The sequence below is a fragment of the Mesorhizobium sp. Root102 genome, assembly GCF_001425625.1.
GTDB lineage: Bacteria > Pseudomonadota > Alphaproteobacteria > Rhizobiales > Rhizobiaceae > Mesorhizobium.
On record NZ_LMCP01000002.1, the window covers coordinates 43448 to 59458 of the forward strand.

A 16011-nucleotide genomic window follows, 5' to 3' on the forward strand; every position below is an offset into this window, starting at 1 on the left:
TGGGGGAGAAGCGGCATGGCGGGTTATTCGTCGCGGGTCAGGGCGGATATCGCGCGCTGGCAGCAGGCCGGCATGATCGACGCCGCGACCGCCGATTCGCTCTCGCGCGATGTCGAGGCCAACGAGCGCAAGTCGCTCAGCTTCGGCTCGATCCTGGCGATGATGGCTGCCTTGATGTTCGGCGCTGCTATCCTGATTTTCGTTGCCGCCAACTGGGACGCAATCCCGCGGCTGGCGCGCGTTCTGACACTTTTTGCGGTTATCCTTGGCGGCTACGTCGGCGGCGCACTGTTGAAGACGCGCGACCATGCGGCGATCGGCGAGGCGCTGTGGATCGTGGCGGCGGCGGCTTTCGGCGGGTCGATCGCGCTGATCGGCCAGATGTATCATCTGTCCGGCGACGAGGCGTCGGCTTTGGTCACCTGGGGCGCCGGCACGGCACTGGCGGCGGTGGCGCTGCGATCGAACCCGCTGACCGTGGCTTCGGTCGGCATTGCCGATGCCTGGCTGTTCCTGAAAGGCTTCGACTATTACAGCCGCAGCGAATTTCCTCATGCCTTCGTCGTCATGGCGATCGTGCTGTTCGCCGTCTCGTTCTGGACCCGCAGCCAGACGGCGCGGCACCTGATCATCCTGTCGGTGCTGTTCTATCTGGTGCTGCTGGTCACCAACCACGACACGTTGCAGGTGGCGATCCCGCTGGTGGTCGTCTCGATGCTGCTGTTTGCGGCCTCGGTCTTCGCGCCGGATCCGGTCGACAGAATCGTGCAGCTTGGCGGCCGCTTGCCCTTGCACGCCCTGCTCGGCTTCCTCACTGGCCTGGCCATGATCCAGTTCGAACTGGCTGACAAGAGCACCTACAACAACGGTTTCGCCATCGCCTCGGTCGTCGCGCTGGCCGGCATCGTCGCGGCAATCGTGCTGGCCGGACGAGAAAGCCGCGGGTTGCGCTGGCTTGCCTATGCCGGCTTCGCCTTCGAACTCGCCATCATCTATGTGGTGACATTGCAATCGATGCTCGATACGGCCGGCTTCTTCCTTGCCGCCGCGGTGCTGCTCGGCATCCTCGCGCTGGTCATCATCCGCGTGGAAAAACGCATGAAGGGCCCAGTTGCCAAGGGAGTCACGGCATGATGACCGGGAAAAGACTTGTCATCTCGGCGCTGGTGCTGGCGCTCGTCCAGATAGGCTTCCTGAGCTGGATCATCGCAGGCCGCGCGGCGATCCTGCGCAACGGCAAGGACGTGCTGCTGAAGATCGAGCCCGTCGATCCGCGCGACCTCCTGCGCGGCGACTATATTATTCTGGGATACGAGATTTCGCGCATACCTGTGAAAATGATCGCCAATATTCCGGCCGACAAATTTTCCAGCGACGATACGGCGATTGTGGTTCGCCTCAAGAAGGGCGCCGACGGCTATTGGCAGCCGATGACCGCCTGGTTTGGCAAGGCGCCGACGCCGGCCGCTGCCGATGAGGCCGATATATCAGGCCACGTCGCCGAGGGCTGGGACCTTCGCAGCGAAGAGGCGACCATCGCGCCGGACTACGGTATCGAGCGCTTCTATCTGCCGGAAGGCGAGGGGATGGCGATCCAGAACGACATGCGGGTGCGGCCGTTCGGCATCCGCCTCGCGCTTGCCGGCGACGGCACCGCGCAGATCAAGGCACTGGTGGACGGCGACAAGACGCTGTTCGAGGAACCGCTTTATTAATGTCCTTGTTTGCCGTGGTGTGAAGCATGCCAGTCACCTTGTCGACGCGTGAGGACATCAACCTCGACACTGTTTTCCGCGTCGCCTGGAAGAAGGAAACGGTGGCGATCAGCGAGAAGGCCCTGCAGCGGATCGCCGAATGCCGTGCTTCCTTCCTCAAGCTGATTGAATCCGACCCGCCACCGGTCATTTATGGCGTCACCACCGCCATGGGGGAGCTGGCGAGCCGCAAGCTCGAACTCGACGAGCGGGGCCGCCATGCGCGCATCAAGGCGTTCGCCGCCGCCACCTCGTTCGGCGATCCGCTGCCTGATCGCGTGGTCCGGGGGATCGTGCTTGCCCGCCTGACAAACTTCATCGAGGGCAACGCCGCCACCACGCCGCGCATCGCGCTGGCCGTCGCAGAAATGCTCGACGGTCGGCCGATGCCAACGGTGCCGGCCTCAGGCCAGGGCGGCGCCGGCGAGATCCTGGCGCTCTATCCCTTATTTGCCGAGCTTTCGACGCGCTTCGACCTGGAGGTCAAGGAACGAGGCTCTCTGATCAACGGTTCGCCCTGCGCTGCCGCTCTGGTGGCTGATGCCGCGCTCGCGGCGCGCCGCCGCCTCCGCATGGCGCAAGAAGTGTTCGCGCTGTCGATAGAAGCCTTTCGTGCGCCGCTCGAGCACTACGACGCGGCCCTCGATGCGCTTTGGGGCGATGAGCATGAAGCGGCTGCCCTGCAGGGGTTGCGGGAATTTCTGGCCGGCGCCGGAGACGGTCGGCGCAACTATCAGGCGCCGGTCAGCTACCGCATCGTGCCGCGCGTCCTCGGCCAGGCGCATCGAGCGCTGTCAACGGCGGAGCGGGCGGCCACCGTGTCGCTGGCCTCGATATCGGACAATCCAGTCTACATCACGCCGGACGATGCACATCCGCTCGGCCGCTGCATCAGCACGGGCGGCTATCACAATGCCATGGCGACGCCGGCGCTGGACGATCTGGCGGCGATATGGGCCGATATCTGCCTGCTCTGCGACCGCCACGCCTCAAAACTCCTCAACGGCAAGGTGTCGCTGCTGCCCGATCTCCTGATGACCGGACGACACTCAGCCGACAGCGACGGCCACGGCAATGTCGGCTATGTGCCGATGGCGATCACCGGCTATCTCGAGCAGGCCAAGCTGGCCGCACAGCGCACCTTCATTCCGGGAACGGAATCAGCCGGCGCCGGGCAGGACGACGTCGCCACGACGGCGTTCTTCGCCTGGACCAAGGAGGCAACCGCCGGACGCTGCGTTGATGCCGCCATGGCGATGCTGGCGATGATCGCCTCCCAGGCGCTGCACGTCACCGAACGCACGCCGCCGCCGGCGCTGCAATCATTCGTCACTGAGGTCAGAAACATCGTGCCGCCTGTCGACGACGATCGTGTGCTGGGGCCGGAGCTTGCAAAGCTGGCCGAGTGGTTCACCGGGCGAGTGTTCGAGGCATGATCCCATGGAGCGGCCACTAGCCGGGGACATTGGTGTGCCCGAGCAGATGGAGTTCGAACCTGCGTCGGTCCTCCTTCGCCAAGGCTTCGGAGGACACTCCTTCGTCTAGCGAACTTCAGGTGGCCTGCCACCCGAAGCTCGAAGAGCGAAGGGTGGTGCGGATGAAGGGACTCGAACCCCCACGCCTTTCGGCACTGGAACCTAAATCCAGGGCGTCTACCAGTTCCGCCACATCCGCATGGGTCGGCAATCCCATGTAGCCATCATTCTGTCAATGTCAGACAAGATGTTGGATCAGGGCCAAAATGATGGTTGTTCGCCGAAATGCGAAGACTGTTGAAAATTAGCCTCGCCTGTGACAAAAGGCGTGTCAAATGTGACGGGACGCGACGATCCGCTTCTACAGAATGTGATAAGAAGTAGGAAAAACAAGAACTTATTCACATTTTGGAACGCAGTTTGGGAGAGTTTGAGCCGTATTTTCGGTCAAATCGCCAGGTTCCGTACCAAAAGCCATTCCCGGCAAGAATATACCGGCAGGCTGTAAACGGCAGAGGCCGTGGCAGTCTCATTGGTGAAAACAAAGGTTTTACGATGCAGGTCACCGAAACGCTCAACTCCGGTCTCAAGCGCGAGATCAAGATCACCGTGCCGGCCGGTGACATGGAAGCCAAGCTGATGGCGCGGCTCTCGGATGCCAGGAACAAGGTCCGCATCAACGGCTTCCGTCCCGGCAAGGTACCGGTGCAGCACCTGCGCAAGGTCTACGGCAAGTCGTTCATGGCCGAAGTGGTCAACGAAATCCTCAATGATTCGACCCGTTCGATCATCACCGGGCGTGGCGAAAAGGCTGCCATGCAGCCCGAAGTCATCATGACCGAGGACGAGAAGGAAGCCGAGAAGATCCTGGCCGGCGGCGTCGACTTCGAGTTCCGCCTCAACTACGAGATCATTCCGGCGATCGAGATCAAGGACTTTTCCGACATTAAGGTGACGCGCCAGGTGTTCGACGTGCCGGATGCCGAGATCGACGAGCAGGTCCAGCGCGTGGCCGAATCGGCGCGCAGCTACGAGCCGAAGACCGGCAAGGCCGCCAATGGCGACCGCGTCACCATCGACTATGTCGGCAAGATCGACGGCGAGGCCTTCAATGGCGGCGCCGGCACCGATCAGCCGCTGGTGCTGGGCTCGAAGGAGTTCATCCCCGGCTTCGAGGATCAGCTTGTCGGCGCCAAGGCCGGTGACGAAAAGCAGGTCACCGTGACCTTCCCGGAAAACTACCAGGCGGCGCATCTGGCCGGCAAGGAAGCGACCTTCGACGTCACCGTCAAGGAGGTGTCCCAGCCCGGCGCGCTGGAAATCAACGACGAGACCGCCAAGAACCTTGGCCTGGAGTCTCTGGAGCGCCTGCGCGACGTCGTGCGCGGTCAGATCGAGAACCAGTTCGGCGCCATGACGCGACAGAAGGTCAAGCGCCAGTTGCTCGACCAGCTCGACGCGGCCTACTCGTTCGAGGCGCCATCGAAGCTCGTCGACGCCGAGTTCAACAACATCTGGGCGCAGGTCAATCGCGACCTGGAAGCAGCCGGCCGCACCTTCGCCGACGAAGAGACGACGGAAGAAGAGGCGCGTGCCGAGTATCTGCGGCTTGCCGAGCGCCGCGTGCGCCTCGGTCTGGTGCTGGCTGAAATCGGCGAGAAGGCCGGTGTCACCGTATCGGACGAGGAGTTGCAGCGCGGCCTTTTCGAGCAGGTGCGCCGCTATCCGGGCAACCAGCAGCAGGAAGTCTTCGAGTTCTACCGCAACAACCCGGAAGCGTTGAACACGTTGCGGGCGCCGATGTTCGAGGAGAAGGTGGTCGACCATCTGCTCGGCCAGATTTCGGTCACCGACGTCAAGGTCAGCAAGGAAGAGCTGATGGCCGACGACGAGGAGGACGAAACCGCCGTCAAGGCGAAGCCGGCGAAGAAAGCCGCCGCCAAGAAGGCCGACGACAAGGTGAGCGACGCCAAATCTGGCGACGACGCGGAAGAGCCCAAGAAGAAGGCCGCGCCGAAGAAGAAAGCTGCCAAGGACGCCTGACAACACCTGCGCTCCGCTGAGACAGGAAAGGCCGCCCTCGAGGCGGCCTTTTTCGTTGCCAAACTGCAACAGCCGGCTCGCTTCGCGAGCGACGGCCTGTGGCGACCAAGCTTTGATCATTATCTGCGCTCTTATTGAAAGCCGCTTGGCTGTTGGAGGGCGTGTTGAGACTTTTCGTCGAATTGGGACACGCAGCGGCAATCGCGCTGATCCTTGTCTCGGCCTGCGGCATCGCCCGAGCCGATACGGTGCTTGACAATTGGCGGTTCGACACGGGCGACGACGGCCTCGTCACGGCGTCGCTCTATGCCACCAACAAGCTGATCACCGGCGGCGGCGCCTTGAGCTACAGCCCGATCCTGACGATTGCCTGCCGGGCAAACGGCGAGCCGCATTGGACCGAATGGCTGCAATTGAACGACGCCGTCTCGGCCAGCCGCAAGATCACCATGTCGGTCACGCTCGACCAGGGCAGCAAGTTCGATGAAAGCTGGTCGGTCGGGCCACGCGGCAGGATGCTGGTGCGCGACGGCGCCGATGGCATCAGGCGCCTTGTCGCCGCGAACCGGCTCCAGCTTTCGTGGCGGTTCGGGCTGCTGTCGGGGCGCGGCGAAGCCGATTTCGACCTCGCCGGGTTCGGCGAAGCGGTCAATCAGGTTGCCGGTAGCTGCAACACGGATGTACCGTGATCAGATTTCCTGGCGCGGAATCCCGCCCAAAGCCACTTGGGTATGCATGCCACTCGCCAAAAGCGGCCCATGAAACCGTTTGCCCGAGAAAACTTCGAGCGCTTGCGGCTTTTCACCACCGACGATCCAGTCCGTGAGGTATTGGTGAAGCCAAGGGCGATGGCGAAGCCATGGCCAGTCCAGGCAAACCCATAGATGGTGTTGTGCAAGGCAGCGGGCGTGTCGACAATCGGGATGCCGTCAACCGCGCAACTCTCGACGCGGGAAGCATCGACCTTCAGGAAGGTGGACTCGCCGATGAAAGGCAAGGTCGCGATGGCATCGGTCAGGCCGAGAGCTGTCGAACTGAGCGACCCCTTCCAACGGCCCTCCGGCGTATAGGCAACGCTCTGGCCGCCTGAAAAGCATCAACGTCCCATCACGCCGGGGTTGCCGTCGGCTACTGTTTCGAAACACCGTTCGCCGATACGGCGTGCGCTCTGGTCGCACAGGGCTTGGGAGTGTCAATCGTCGACCCGTTCTCGGCGGCTCGATGGGCAGGTAGATTGACGATACGGCCCTTCAGTCCCCATCTCCTCGGCCACATCAACATCATAAGAAACAGAGCCCAGGTCTCACCCATGCTTCAACAGGGGTTCGAGCGAGAATTCCGAACCGCGCTCGAGGAAAATATGAACGGGGCACTCGCTTATTTTAGCCGGATTCGTCCCATCCACTTCAGCGGCTGATCAGAACGGTGAAGGTCGCGTCGATATCGGCTCGTTGGACACAATGGAAGGGCCTTGAGGCGGGCTCAACAGGCTCGATCCGGATTTCTCCGTCGCTGACATCGCTTCCTGCCTGCTAGCGGCACCATTTTTCGACGGCAATTGCAATTGCCTTGGTGCAATCGACGAGATCGCGCACCGAAACGCGTTCGTTCGGCTGATGCGCCTGCGCCGGATCGCCGGGACCGAAATTGACGGTCGGGGTGTTGCCAAGGCCGGTCGGCAGGCCGATGTCGCTGTGCGCGCCAAAACCACTCAGGACCGGCGAGAGGTTGGCTTCTTTGACGGCCTCCTGGAAGACGCCGACAAAGGGATTGTCCGACGGGATTTCGGCGCAGTCGGCGTCGAGGATCCACTCGACGCGGGCAGGGTGCTTTCGCAGATAGGGATCTCGGCAGAAGATTATGCAAACGAATTTCCTGCGCTTAATTCGATCGCCCGGGCTTGGTCGGGCGCTCGTGGCAGTCCCCAACTATGCCCTCCGGCCCTAGATCAGCAGCAGGCCCTTCATGCTGGAATGACCTTTGCGCCCGATGATGATGTGGTCGTGGACGGCGATGCCCAGGCGCTTGGCCGCCTCGATGATCTCCTTGGTCATCTCGATGTCGGCGCGCGACGGCGTCGGGTCGCCTGACGGGTGATTGTGCACCAGGATAATGGCGGTCGCTGAGAGTTCGAGCGCGCGCTTGATCACTTCGCGCGGATAGACAGGCGTGTGGTCGACAGTGCCCGTCTGCTGCACCTCGTCGGCAATCAGCGCGTTCTTCTTGTCGAGGAACAGGATCCGGAACTGCTCGCGCGCCTCGAAGGCCATGGCTGAGCGGCAATAGTCGAGAAGCTGCTGCCAGGATGAGAGGATCTCGCGGCCGTGGACCTCGCCGCGTGCCATGCGCTGCGCCGTCGCGGCGACGATTTTCAGGTCGAGTGCCACCGCCGGGCCGATGCCCTTGACCTCCTGCAGCAGGCCGAGAGGCGCGCCAAGCACTTCGGCCAGCGTGCCGAAGCGCGCCAGCAGCGCCTTGGCCACCGGCTTGGTGTCGGCGCGGGGGATCAGGCGAAACAGCAGAAGCTCCAGCAGTTCGTAATCGGGCAGGGAGTCCGGACCCGCCGAGGCAAAGCGCTCGCGCAAGCGGTCGCGATGGCCGAGATAATGCGGCCTCTCGTCTCTCGCCTTGGCATTCGCCGCTGGCCGCATCGGCACTTCGGCGAAGAAATTCCGCTCGTCGTCGTCGCTTCTGTTCCCCATATGCCGCCCCTCCGATGCGAACATTAAAACCGTTCTGGGCTGGATTGAAAACCGTTCTGTTCTGCAAGCGCGAGACGACCGGCGCGGGCGTCATGCCAGCCTGTGTTGTCAACTTCGGGATTCTCTAGCTAATACAGGCGCCAAGATCAGACCAAGATTGCGCAACAAAACTTAACATCACTTCACGCATGCAGCCATTTTCACCTGAAATAGCCAGAGCATGAGGGCCCCACGGCCTCGCTCTTCCGGAGCACGCCGTTGGCCAAAATCGATTCTGGAATGTTCGCTGGCCGGGCCTCTCTTGCGGCGATGGCAATTCTGTTTTCAACGCATTCGGGGATCGTGCTTGCGGCCGACGCCATTGCAGTCGATACCGACGATTTCCGATGACGGCCCGCGCTCGTTTTTCGAACCGTTCTTCAAGGAGGATGCGTCGCGCGGCGTTGCGTCGAAGCATGGGTTCGGCCTGGGCCTCTCGATCGTTGCCGACATCGTCGAGTGGCACGGCGGCAGGATCGAATTGCTGGACAACCAACCCAATGGACTGGTCGTTACCGTCGTCCTGCCGAATGGTCCAAGTGCCCAACCGTCATAGAAGGTCGCGTGCCGGGTAAGATGCGCTAAGCCGGCAGGCCGGGGCGGTCGAGCTTTCTTGGCGACAGGGTGAAAATCTCGCAGCCGGTGTCGGTCACGCCGATCGTGTGCTCGTACTGCGCCGACAGCGAGCGGTCGCGCGTCACGGCGGTCCAGCCGTCCGACAGAACCTTCACGTGCGGCCGGCCAAGATTGATCATCGGCTCGATGGTGAAGATCATGCCGGGCCGCATCTCGACGCCCTCATTGGCGCTGCCATAGTGCAGGATGTTCGGTGCGTCATGGAACAGCTGGCCGACGCCGTGGCCGCAGAAATCGCGCACCACCGAGCAGCGCTCGCCCTCGGCATATGTCTGGATGGCGGCGCCGATGGCGCCGGTGCGGGCGCCGGGCCTGACCGCCGCTATGCCGCGCATCAGGCATTCATGCGTGACTTCGAGCAGGCGCTCGGCGGCACGCTTGATCGTGCCGACCGGGTACATGCGCGAGGAATCGCCGTGCCAGCCGTCGAGGATGTAGGTGACGTCGATGTTGACGATGTCGCCATCCTTGAGCGGCTTGTTGTCGGGAATGCCATGGCAGACGACATGATTGATCGAGGTGCAGGACGATTTCGTGTAGCCGCGATAGTTGAGTGTCGCCGGTAGCGCGCCATGGTCCATGCCGAATTCGAAGACGAAGCGGTCTATTGCTTCGGTGGTGACGCCGGGCTCGACCATCGGCACCAGTTCGTCGAGACAGCGCGCGGTGAGATCGCATGCCTTGCGCATGCCGGCAAAGCCGTCCTTGCCATAGAGGCGAATCTGGCCGGTGTTTCTGAGCGGGGCCGTGGCGGCGTCGAGATAGGTGACCATTTTGTCCGTGTAGCCGGTAGGACCCTGCAAGAGGGCCGACGTGAAAATCTCCCCAGATTTGGCACTTGAGGGCGAAAGGTTCAAGGAAGAACTGCCTGATGCAGCCGTGCATTCGGGATATTCGCCTTGCATGGGCTAATGTCTTGCCGGGTTTTGCCCGGTTTGCTTTCCATTCTGGTCATCGTGCGGTAGGGCGGGTGATGTTTTCGAGATCTCGCCCCTTCACGGCGGCCAGGCAAGCCAGATGGCTTGAAGCGCCGCTGACGGCAGCCTGCTCATGCCTGATGGGCATGGTGCTGCTGGCGATGCTGTGCCTCGGCCAGCCGGTGGTGCCAGCCTTCCCGGATAGTGCGCCGAGCGTTACCAGCGTCGGTGTCGAGCGGTCCGATGAGGTGGCGGCGCTGCTGCGTGTCACCGGCAAGGCGCAAGCGCTGGAAGTTCGCGCCGTCCGTCCGGCTCTGGTCAAGTTCGCCGGCGGCCACCCCGCTCTGCCGGTCCCCGACGCTGTCTTCCTTTGGGTCGAACGGACGCCGGCGGGAGCGGTTGTTTCGGGATACGGAGCGGCCTCGGTTCCCAGGGCGAGCACCAACCAGCCGCGCGCACCGCCATCCATCGCGGCCTGAGCGGTCCAGAACCGCACCCTTCACCCATAGCTATCCCTGTTCGCGCCGTGATCGTGCGGCGGCTGTCGGCCGCGCCGCGGTAGCGCGGCGCGTCATTTCCGGACTATTTTCAATGCAACACCGCATCAAGACTTTCAAAACTCTGTCGCGTGCTGCCGCGGCTGCCGCGTTCCTCTCTGTCCAGGCGCTCATCTGCATCGGAACCGTCTATTGGGCGGTTGCCGAGACGCTCGGCCTGTCGGCGATGGCGGCCCTTGCTCTCGGCGGCATCTTCGCTGTGCCGACGATATCTGTGCTGATTACCGCCATTCGCATGGCTTTCGACGCGGAGACGGATCCGGCGAACCAGTGAACGCAGTCGCCCAAAGCATATCCTCGATTGTTTGGGCGACGTGGCGGTTCAGCGACCCAAGAGACGACACATTTCTGGGCCAAAAGCTGGTCAAAGCAACTTTTGACGACGAATGGCGTTGCCTCGGTGACGCCAGTTCGGGAGACAGGAAATGGACAGACTGCAATTCGAGGTGCCGGTGCGCATCGCATCCGCGCCCGGCCTGCCAGTCGAGGAGATATACGGCGTCGAACAGGCGCTCGATTTTCTTCAGGACTGGCCTGCGCGCCGTCAGGGCCCGATCTATCAGAAAGCGTTCAACGCCTGCTTTGGCGCCACGGTGGACGTGGTCAAGACCGAGGATGCGTGCCGGGCATTCATGGCGTTTTGCCGGGCGAGCGGACTGATGGCCAGGGACATGATGACGCCGCGCAAGCGCGGCGGTCAGGCGAGGGCGCTCCAGGCCTGAGGGCCGTCGCAACGTCAATGTTTGAACGCACACGGCGATGTCGTGAGCGTACGGCTGCACATCAGGTGCACCAGCGACAGCGCCGTTAAGCTTCCGTTTCCACCTTCCCGGCTACGCCATTGCTTGTTGGCAATGGTTGATTCGTTGCGTCAGTCTCATGGTTCGGAAGATGTCCTCAGAAAAAATTCGTGCATTCCCGATCGACCGTCAGGTATTCTTGGTCAGGGAGGTTGCTGCCAAGCTCGGTAGTCTGCATGGCGAGACCGCCACCTCCTTCTGGAGGGCCAAGGCGTCGGAGTTGCTCGATCTCGTGGTCGGTTCCGGCAGGGACAGAACAGCAGCCAGCGATGAAGTGCGCAGGTTTTTCCTGGCCGTACAGCGAGAGATGTTGGCTGGAACGCCTGCGGAGTCGATGCCAATACTTTCCGCTTAAAGAAAATATCGCGGAACCGGGCTCTATTAAGTGCTCCAATAGCGGCCGTCTTGATGACGCTGGCCCATTCGCCCGCCAAGACACGCTGCTATGAAATGAGCTCGCACCGGCGAACTGGCGCGGGCAAGGAGCGTCATGTCCAAAACCCGTCGGTCAGCCAACAAACCCTTCCTTTTGGAAACAAATAGGTCACTGATCAAAATTGAACGGGACTTTTTAGCCATTCGTTCATATGTGCGTGCTTTCTAATTTATGCCATGGCCTCCAGTAGCTTCACCCGTATTTGGCTTACAATAGACGGCATGCGCCGGAGCACGGGCGCAAATGTTGCCACCATCTTCGCCCTGACCTTGCCGATCGTTGTCGGCGCCGCGGGCTTCGGTGTCGAGACCTCCTACTGGTACTACAACAGCCTGAGATTGCAGGCGACGGCCGATGCCGCCGCCTATGCCGGCGCGCTTGAACGGGTCTCGGGTTCCGACAAGCCGACAATCGTCGCGGCCGCGACCCAGTCGGCAGCGACGAACGGATTGGGCTCGGGCACGATCGTCGTCAATACGCCACCAGCGTCTGGACCAAATACGGCGAAGAAGGCGGTCGAGGTCATCGTGGGTCAGAAGCTCGACCGGATGTTCACCGCAATCTTTACGCAGGCCCAGGTTCCCGAACAGGCGAGGGCGGTGGCCCTCATCACCGATGCCTCGAAGGCCTGCATGACCGCGCTCGATCCGGCCGCCCCGCAGGCGGCACTGTTTTCCGGCAATACCACCGTGAAGGTCACCGGCTGCGTGGTGATGTCCAATTCGATCGCCCCGGACGCCATCAAGCTCCAGGGCTCGGCGAGCCTCCAGGTCGATTGCCTGATATCGGCGGGCGGCGTCTCTCTCAGCAATCCCGTCACAACCGTCTGCGCGGCCCCAATCACCCAGGCACTGCCGGTCGCCGATCCCTTTGCCGACCTGCCGGCCCCGACGGCCTCGAACCCCTGCCAGAACGACAACAAGCCGACGCTCAGTCCAGGCACCTATTGCAGCGGCATGAACCTAAAGGGCAATGTCACGCTTTCGCCGGGCGTCTATGTCGTTCGGGGCGATCTCAAGATCAACGCCAACGCGGCCATCGTCGGCAGCGGTGTGACCATCTTCATGTCGGGCAGTTCGACCGTCAGCATGAATGGCAATGCCTCCGTGAAGCTCAGCGCGCCGACCTCGGGCACCTATTCAGGCGTTCTGTTTTACGGCGACAGGACCGGTATCGCCGCATCCAGCACATTCAACGGCACAGCGGACTCGCTGCTGACCGGGGCCATCTACTTCCCCAAACAGCAAGTAAACTATCTTGGCAACTTCTCGGGCAACGGCGGCTGCACCCAGGTCGTCGCCAATACGATTCAATGGTCCGGCAGCACAACCGTCAACCAGGATTGCACGAGCCTCGGAATGCGCGACATTCCGGCGGGGCAGTCCGTGGCGCTGGTCGAGTAGCTTCGTGAAACGCCAATCGATCCGGACCCTTGGCGATGATGCGGGCGCTGCGGCGGTGGAGTTCGCGATGGTGCTGCCCATCCTGTGCCTGGTGCTGCTCGGCATTCTGGACGGCTGGTCCTACGTAACGAGCTCGCTGTCGATGCGCGCCGGCGTGAAGACTGCCGCGAACCTGGTCATGGGCGGATCGACCAATGATGCGGCGACCAAGGCTGTTGCCATTGCGAGCTGGGAGAATCGGCCGGAGGACGGCCAAGTCACGCTAACCCGGATTTACATGTGCGGGACGACCGTGGTCAACGCTTCCACCTTGTGCAGTGGCCCGAAGGCGCCATCGGTCTATGTCCAGATCCAGGCCTCGGCCACTTGGGTGCCGCCCGTTGCCTTCGGTGCTTTTTCCGCTTCCAGCATCATCGGCCACCAGGAGATGATCCGTGTCCGCTAGAGCAAGCGCGTTCGGGCGGGATCGATCGGCCGGGGCCGGGTTGGAGTTCGCGCTGATCGCGCCTTTCCTCGTCATGCTGCTGTTCGGCATCTTCGCCTTCGGCTGGTCGATGCACTCGGTCTCCAGTGTTCGTTATACGCTGGAGACGTCATCGCGCTCGCTGCAGCTTAAGAACACGCTGACCCAGGCCGACATCCAATCGATCCTCACGCAAAAATTGCAGGCCCTGGGTTTGAAGGATGTGAACGTCACGATCGCCATCGACCCGGTGAGCGGCGGCTTCCGTATGGCGCATCTGACCGCCACCTACGCCTTCGTCATCGACTTCCCTTACTTCAGCGCCTTCCCGATCAACTACGCGACAACCGTCACCGTGCCGCTGGTCGGCGGCTAGGCTCTGGCAGGACAGCTATCACCGAGAACGCGCGCTGGGGTTCTGCTTACCTGTACGCCTTGAGCGCGATCAGACCACAGAGAATGATTATCGCCGTCAGGATCAGTGCCCACGACACGACGTTATGCGATAGACGCCTTCGGCGACCGCGCAGGGCCCGGTCTCGCCAGCGTTTAGCCTGATCAGCCCCTATGTTCAGTTTATCCACGCCCTTCTCCCATAGCAGAATGCGGCTCATGCCCGGCCGGTGCCCCCATCGGCACCGCTTTTGGCGGTCACGTGACGCACTCCGGCCAGCTTTTTGATGGCACAGGGCTATCTTATATATTTGTTAATGCTAATATTAAATTGACGTAGCGTCATGCCCGGGCATCCCTCGGGGTATTTGCATTGTGGGGGGCCAATGAGAGTGGCTATATTTTGCACGGCTGTCGTGTTCGCCGCGACTGGTGTGGCTGTTGCCAAGGAGAAGAAGGTGGCAATCAGTGATGCCGCCGCCTTGTGTTCTACCAACCCGTCAGCCAAGAAGCCCGTTCCAAATCTGGACTGCAGTTTTACCGGAACTGCCAAACCGGAAGATAGCGGCGCGAAGGCAGAGCCGCGCCTCGGATACGACTCGAATCCGTGGATCATAACCGGCTTTTGATTTTGCTTTGGCGGACGCCAAGTTGAAGCGCTGAAAGAGGGCCGCCTTAACGGACGGGCTCTCGTTTCAGCATTGGCTCTCACACGCAATGCCGTCCCCGCAGGCCTCGGTATGTCCAATTGCAAGTGCGGTTGAAGTCTCTGGTACGCCCAAGGGGAATCGAACCCCTGTTACCGCCGTGAAAGGGCGGTGTCCTAACCGCTAGACGATGGGCGCGCTCAGACGAAGCGGCTTATACTGGCGTTGTGCGCAACCGGCAACCCGTCAGGTGCCACCTTGGACAACTTTTTTCCGGGCCTTTGAACAAGGATTTCGCTACGTCCGGCAAGGTGCGGAATTCTGCTCCGCTGTTCTCGTCGGCTAAAATCCCGGCATGAATCCCAGGGTCTTTGCGACGGAGCTTCGCTCCTGCTTCGCCCTAGGATGACGAAGACGGGACGCATCGCGCCAAATCGCAGAATAATGCCGTTAGCCGTCGCCACCGCCGCTGCGCCGGCGGCAGCGCCAGTTCCAGTCGCGCTCGGGGCCGACGTCGACGTGAACCGAGTCTGTGTGGCAGTAGGTGCCGACGCCGCCACGGCCGGGCATGCTCCTGATGTAGCTTGCCAGCTCCCATTTCGAAACGCCGGGCACCTGAATGTCGGCGGCAGCGCAATACATATGCAGCGAATTCTTGGCGCCGTTGGCGCGCCGGTTGCGGGCCGGGTCGCGATAGCCTGACGTCACCGTCATCTTGCGGCCGTAGTGGCCTTCGATCGTCTTCAGCACGCGCACCAGCGACGGCTTTAGGCAGGCCACATCGACGCTCTCGTTCTGCTTGAGCAGCCCGTTGGGCGCCAGTCGGGCCATGCCGGCGGCGGACGCGACCTGATAGGAGCCGCCGACTGGCCCCTCATCCTCGTTGAGGTCGACGTCGCTTTCGTCATCAAGGCCGGACTTGCGCTTGATTTCGAACAGGGCCGTCTGGCGCACGCCGGGCAGGGCATCGCTACCGGTGATGTGGCCGGTATCGCCGCCGAGCGAAGCCAGTTGCACCGGCTTTGCCGTGGAATCGGCCGAGGCCAACGTGATGATCGGCTTTGCCGTTGCTGGCGCCGCTTTTGCCTGCACCACGGGCTGCTCGCCCGACCGGGTGTTGATAAGGGGCGTCGCCGAGGCTGGCGTGGCACCAAACATCGAGGCCAGGAAGCCTTTTTTCTTTGGTGCTTCGGCCTGCGGCATCTCGCCAGCCGTCACGTAGACCGGGTTGTTCATGGCCGGAGCGGCTGTCGGCTTCTGCGCGTTTACGCCGGCGTCGGCGGCGGCGATCTGCTGAGCAACCGTGTCGTTCTGCTGCGCGGTCTGCGCCTGCTGTGTCAGCGACTGCGGTGTGTTGCCGACGATTGTTTCGGCACCGGCCGGCGTTGTCAACGGAAAGGCGGTTTCGGGATTGGCCACCGGGACATAGGCGACCTTCTCGGGCAGCGCCGTATCGCTCGCCGTCATCACGGTCGTCTGCTCGGTCGTGACCTCAGACGAATCGGAGGCGACGGTCGCCTTGCCGCTCGAGGCAGCACTTATGTCCGATGCGGTGGCATTGTAGCCGGGCATTCCGACCGACATTGTCGGGTCGCCAGCCGAGGTGCAGGAGGCCAGAAGCAAGGAGCAGAGCGCTGCCACGATGGCGCGGCGTTCTCCCTTTGCGAGGCTCCATCCTGCTGATTTCAAAGTCAAATTCCCCCTCGATGCCCGGTCGGTATGTCCTTGGTGCGGCACCGATACGCC

The 16011-nt window shown here is 62.2% G+C and carries 18 protein-coding genes, 2 tRNA genes and 2 pseudogenes; 15 read left to right on the forward strand and 7 right to left on the reverse strand.

Going from position 1 to position 16011, the window contains the following annotated elements; all coding sequences use genetic code 11:
* Positions 1–15 precede the first annotated feature (15 nt).
* Genes ASD12_RS03630 through ASD12_RS03640 form a run of 3 tightly spaced genes read left to right on the forward strand, consistent with a single transcriptional unit; the run spans position 16 to position 3190 of the window.
* Positions 16–1134 carry a DUF2157 domain-containing protein gene (locus ASD12_RS03630; protein WP_056582017.1) on the forward strand — a complete coding sequence of 373 codons (1119 nt, stop codon included), beginning with the start codon at positions 16–18 and terminating at the stop codon, positions 1132–1134.
* A complete protein-coding gene (locus ASD12_RS03635; protein ID WP_056582019.1) occupies positions 1131–1715 on the forward strand; it encodes a GDYXXLXY domain-containing protein in 585 nt (194 codons plus the stop codon). The genes ASD12_RS03630 and ASD12_RS03635 overlap by 4 nt, the downstream gene beginning before the upstream one ends.
* Positions 1716–1741: 26 nt before the next feature.
* A complete protein-coding gene (locus ASD12_RS03640; RefSeq protein WP_056582021.1) occupies positions 1742–3190 on the forward strand; it encodes an aromatic amino acid lyase in 1449 nt (482 codons plus the stop codon).
* A 153-nt stretch (positions 3191–3343) separates the two neighbouring features.
* On the opposite strand, the gene ASD12_RS03645 is transcribed toward ASD12_RS03640, so the two are convergent.
* Positions 3344–3428, reverse strand: a tRNA-Leu gene (locus tag ASD12_RS03645).
* 356 nt (positions 3429–3784) lie between these two features.
* Here ASD12_RS03645 and tig point away from each other — a divergent pair.
* Positions 3785–5272, forward strand: a complete 1488-nt coding sequence (tig, locus tag ASD12_RS03650; RefSeq protein ID WP_056582023.1) for a trigger factor — start codon at positions 3785–3787, stop codon at positions 5270–5272.
* 164 nt (positions 5273–5436) lie between these two features.
* On the forward strand, positions 5437–5961 hold the full coding sequence (locus ASD12_RS03655) for a hypothetical protein (RefSeq protein WP_056582384.1): 525 nt from the start codon (positions 5437–5439) through the stop codon (positions 5959–5961).
* Here the strand turns inward: ASD12_RS03655 and ASD12_RS35030 are convergent.
* Positions 5925–6269 carry a hypothetical protein gene (locus tag ASD12_RS35030; protein WP_156398529.1) on the reverse strand — a complete coding sequence of 115 codons (345 nt, stop codon included), beginning with the start codon at positions 6267–6269 and terminating at the stop codon, positions 5925–5927. The two genes, ASD12_RS03655 and ASD12_RS35030, sit on opposite strands and share 37 nt — an antisense overlap.
* A gap of 120 nt (positions 6270–6389) precedes the next feature.
* Here ASD12_RS35030 and ASD12_RS35850 point away from each other — a divergent pair.
* Positions 6390–6689, forward strand: a pseudogene (locus ASD12_RS35850) (hypothetical protein); the annotation flags it as partial.
* A gap of 115 nt (positions 6690–6804) precedes the next feature.
* Here the strand turns inward: ASD12_RS35850 and ASD12_RS03665 are convergent.
* Both ASD12_RS03665 and radC read right to left on the reverse strand, forming a co-directional pair.
* A complete protein-coding gene (locus ASD12_RS03665; protein ID WP_056582027.1) occupies positions 6805–7200 on the reverse strand; it encodes a M20/M25/M40 family metallo-hydrolase in 396 nt (131 codons plus the stop codon).
* A gap of 15 nt (positions 7201–7215) precedes the next feature.
* Positions 7216–7974 (reverse strand): DNA repair protein RadC, encoded by a 759-nt coding sequence (gene radC / locus ASD12_RS03670; RefSeq protein WP_056582030.1) that lies wholly within the window; start codon positions 7972–7974, stop codon positions 7216–7218.
* Between the two features lie 406 nt (positions 7975–8380).
* Here radC and ASD12_RS03675 point away from each other — a divergent pair.
* A pseudogene (locus ASD12_RS03675) lies at positions 8381–8569 on the forward strand (ATP-binding protein); the annotation flags it as partial.
* A gap of 25 nt (positions 8570–8594) precedes the next feature.
* Here the strand turns inward: ASD12_RS03675 and map are convergent.
* Complete coding sequence (gene map / locus ASD12_RS03680; protein ID WP_056582033.1) at positions 8595–9422, reverse strand: type I methionyl aminopeptidase; 828 nt, start codon at positions 9420–9422, stop codon at positions 8595–8597.
* A 200-nt stretch (positions 9423–9622) separates the two neighbouring features.
* Here map and ASD12_RS03685 point away from each other — a divergent pair, with 200 nt between their 5' ends.
* From ASD12_RS03685 to ASD12_RS32715, 8 genes are all read left to right on the forward strand, one after another.
* Positions 9623–10045: a hypothetical protein gene (locus ASD12_RS03685; RefSeq protein ID WP_156389095.1), complete on the forward strand. Its 423-nt coding sequence runs from the start codon at positions 9623–9625 to the stop codon at positions 10043–10045.
* A 112-nt stretch (positions 10046–10157) separates the two neighbouring features.
* The gene (locus ASD12_RS03690; RefSeq protein WP_056582037.1) at positions 10158–10397 is read left to right on the forward strand and encodes a hypothetical protein; all 240 of its coding nucleotides are present in this window, start codon (positions 10158–10160) and stop codon (positions 10395–10397) included.
* 151 nt (positions 10398–10548) lie between these two features.
* Positions 10549–10845 carry a DUF982 domain-containing protein gene (locus tag ASD12_RS03695; protein WP_056582039.1) on the forward strand — a complete coding sequence of 99 codons (297 nt, stop codon included), beginning with the start codon at positions 10549–10551 and terminating at the stop codon, positions 10843–10845.
* 169 nt (positions 10846–11014) lie between these two features.
* Positions 11015–11278, forward strand: coding sequence for a DUF6074 family protein (locus ASD12_RS03700; protein WP_056582385.1), 264 nt, complete (start codon positions 11015–11017; stop codon positions 11276–11278).
* Positions 11279–11580: 302 nt separating this feature from the next.
* Positions 11581–12762 (forward strand): pilus assembly protein TadG-related protein, encoded by a 1182-nt coding sequence (locus tag ASD12_RS03705; protein ID WP_082525240.1) that lies wholly within the window; start codon positions 11581–11583, stop codon positions 12760–12762.
* Positions 12763–12817: 55 nt separating this feature from the next.
* Positions 12818–13207, forward strand: a complete 390-nt coding sequence (locus ASD12_RS03710; RefSeq protein WP_274533728.1) for a TadE/TadG family type IV pilus assembly protein — start codon at positions 12818–12820, stop codon at positions 13205–13207.
* Positions 13197–13601, forward strand: a complete 405-nt coding sequence (locus ASD12_RS03715) for a TadE/TadG family type IV pilus assembly protein (protein ID WP_056582044.1) — start codon at positions 13197–13199, stop codon at positions 13599–13601. Before ASD12_RS03710 ends, ASD12_RS03715 begins: the two co-directional genes overlap by 11 nt.
* A 475-nt stretch (positions 13602–14076) precedes the next feature.
* Positions 14077–14247 (forward strand): hypothetical protein, encoded by a 171-nt coding sequence (locus ASD12_RS32715; RefSeq protein WP_162252211.1) that lies wholly within the window; start codon positions 14077–14079, stop codon positions 14245–14247.
* A gap of 141 nt (positions 14248–14388) precedes the next feature.
* On the opposite strand, the gene ASD12_RS03725 is transcribed toward ASD12_RS32715, so the two are convergent.
* A tRNA-Glu gene (locus ASD12_RS03725) sits at positions 14389–14463 on the reverse strand.
* A 252-nt stretch (positions 14464–14715) separates the two neighbouring features.
* Positions 14716–15960: a YcbK family protein gene (locus ASD12_RS03730; RefSeq protein WP_056582048.1), complete on the reverse strand. Its 1245-nt coding sequence runs from the start codon at positions 15958–15960 to the stop codon at positions 14716–14718.
* Positions 15961–16011 lie beyond the last annotated feature (51 nt).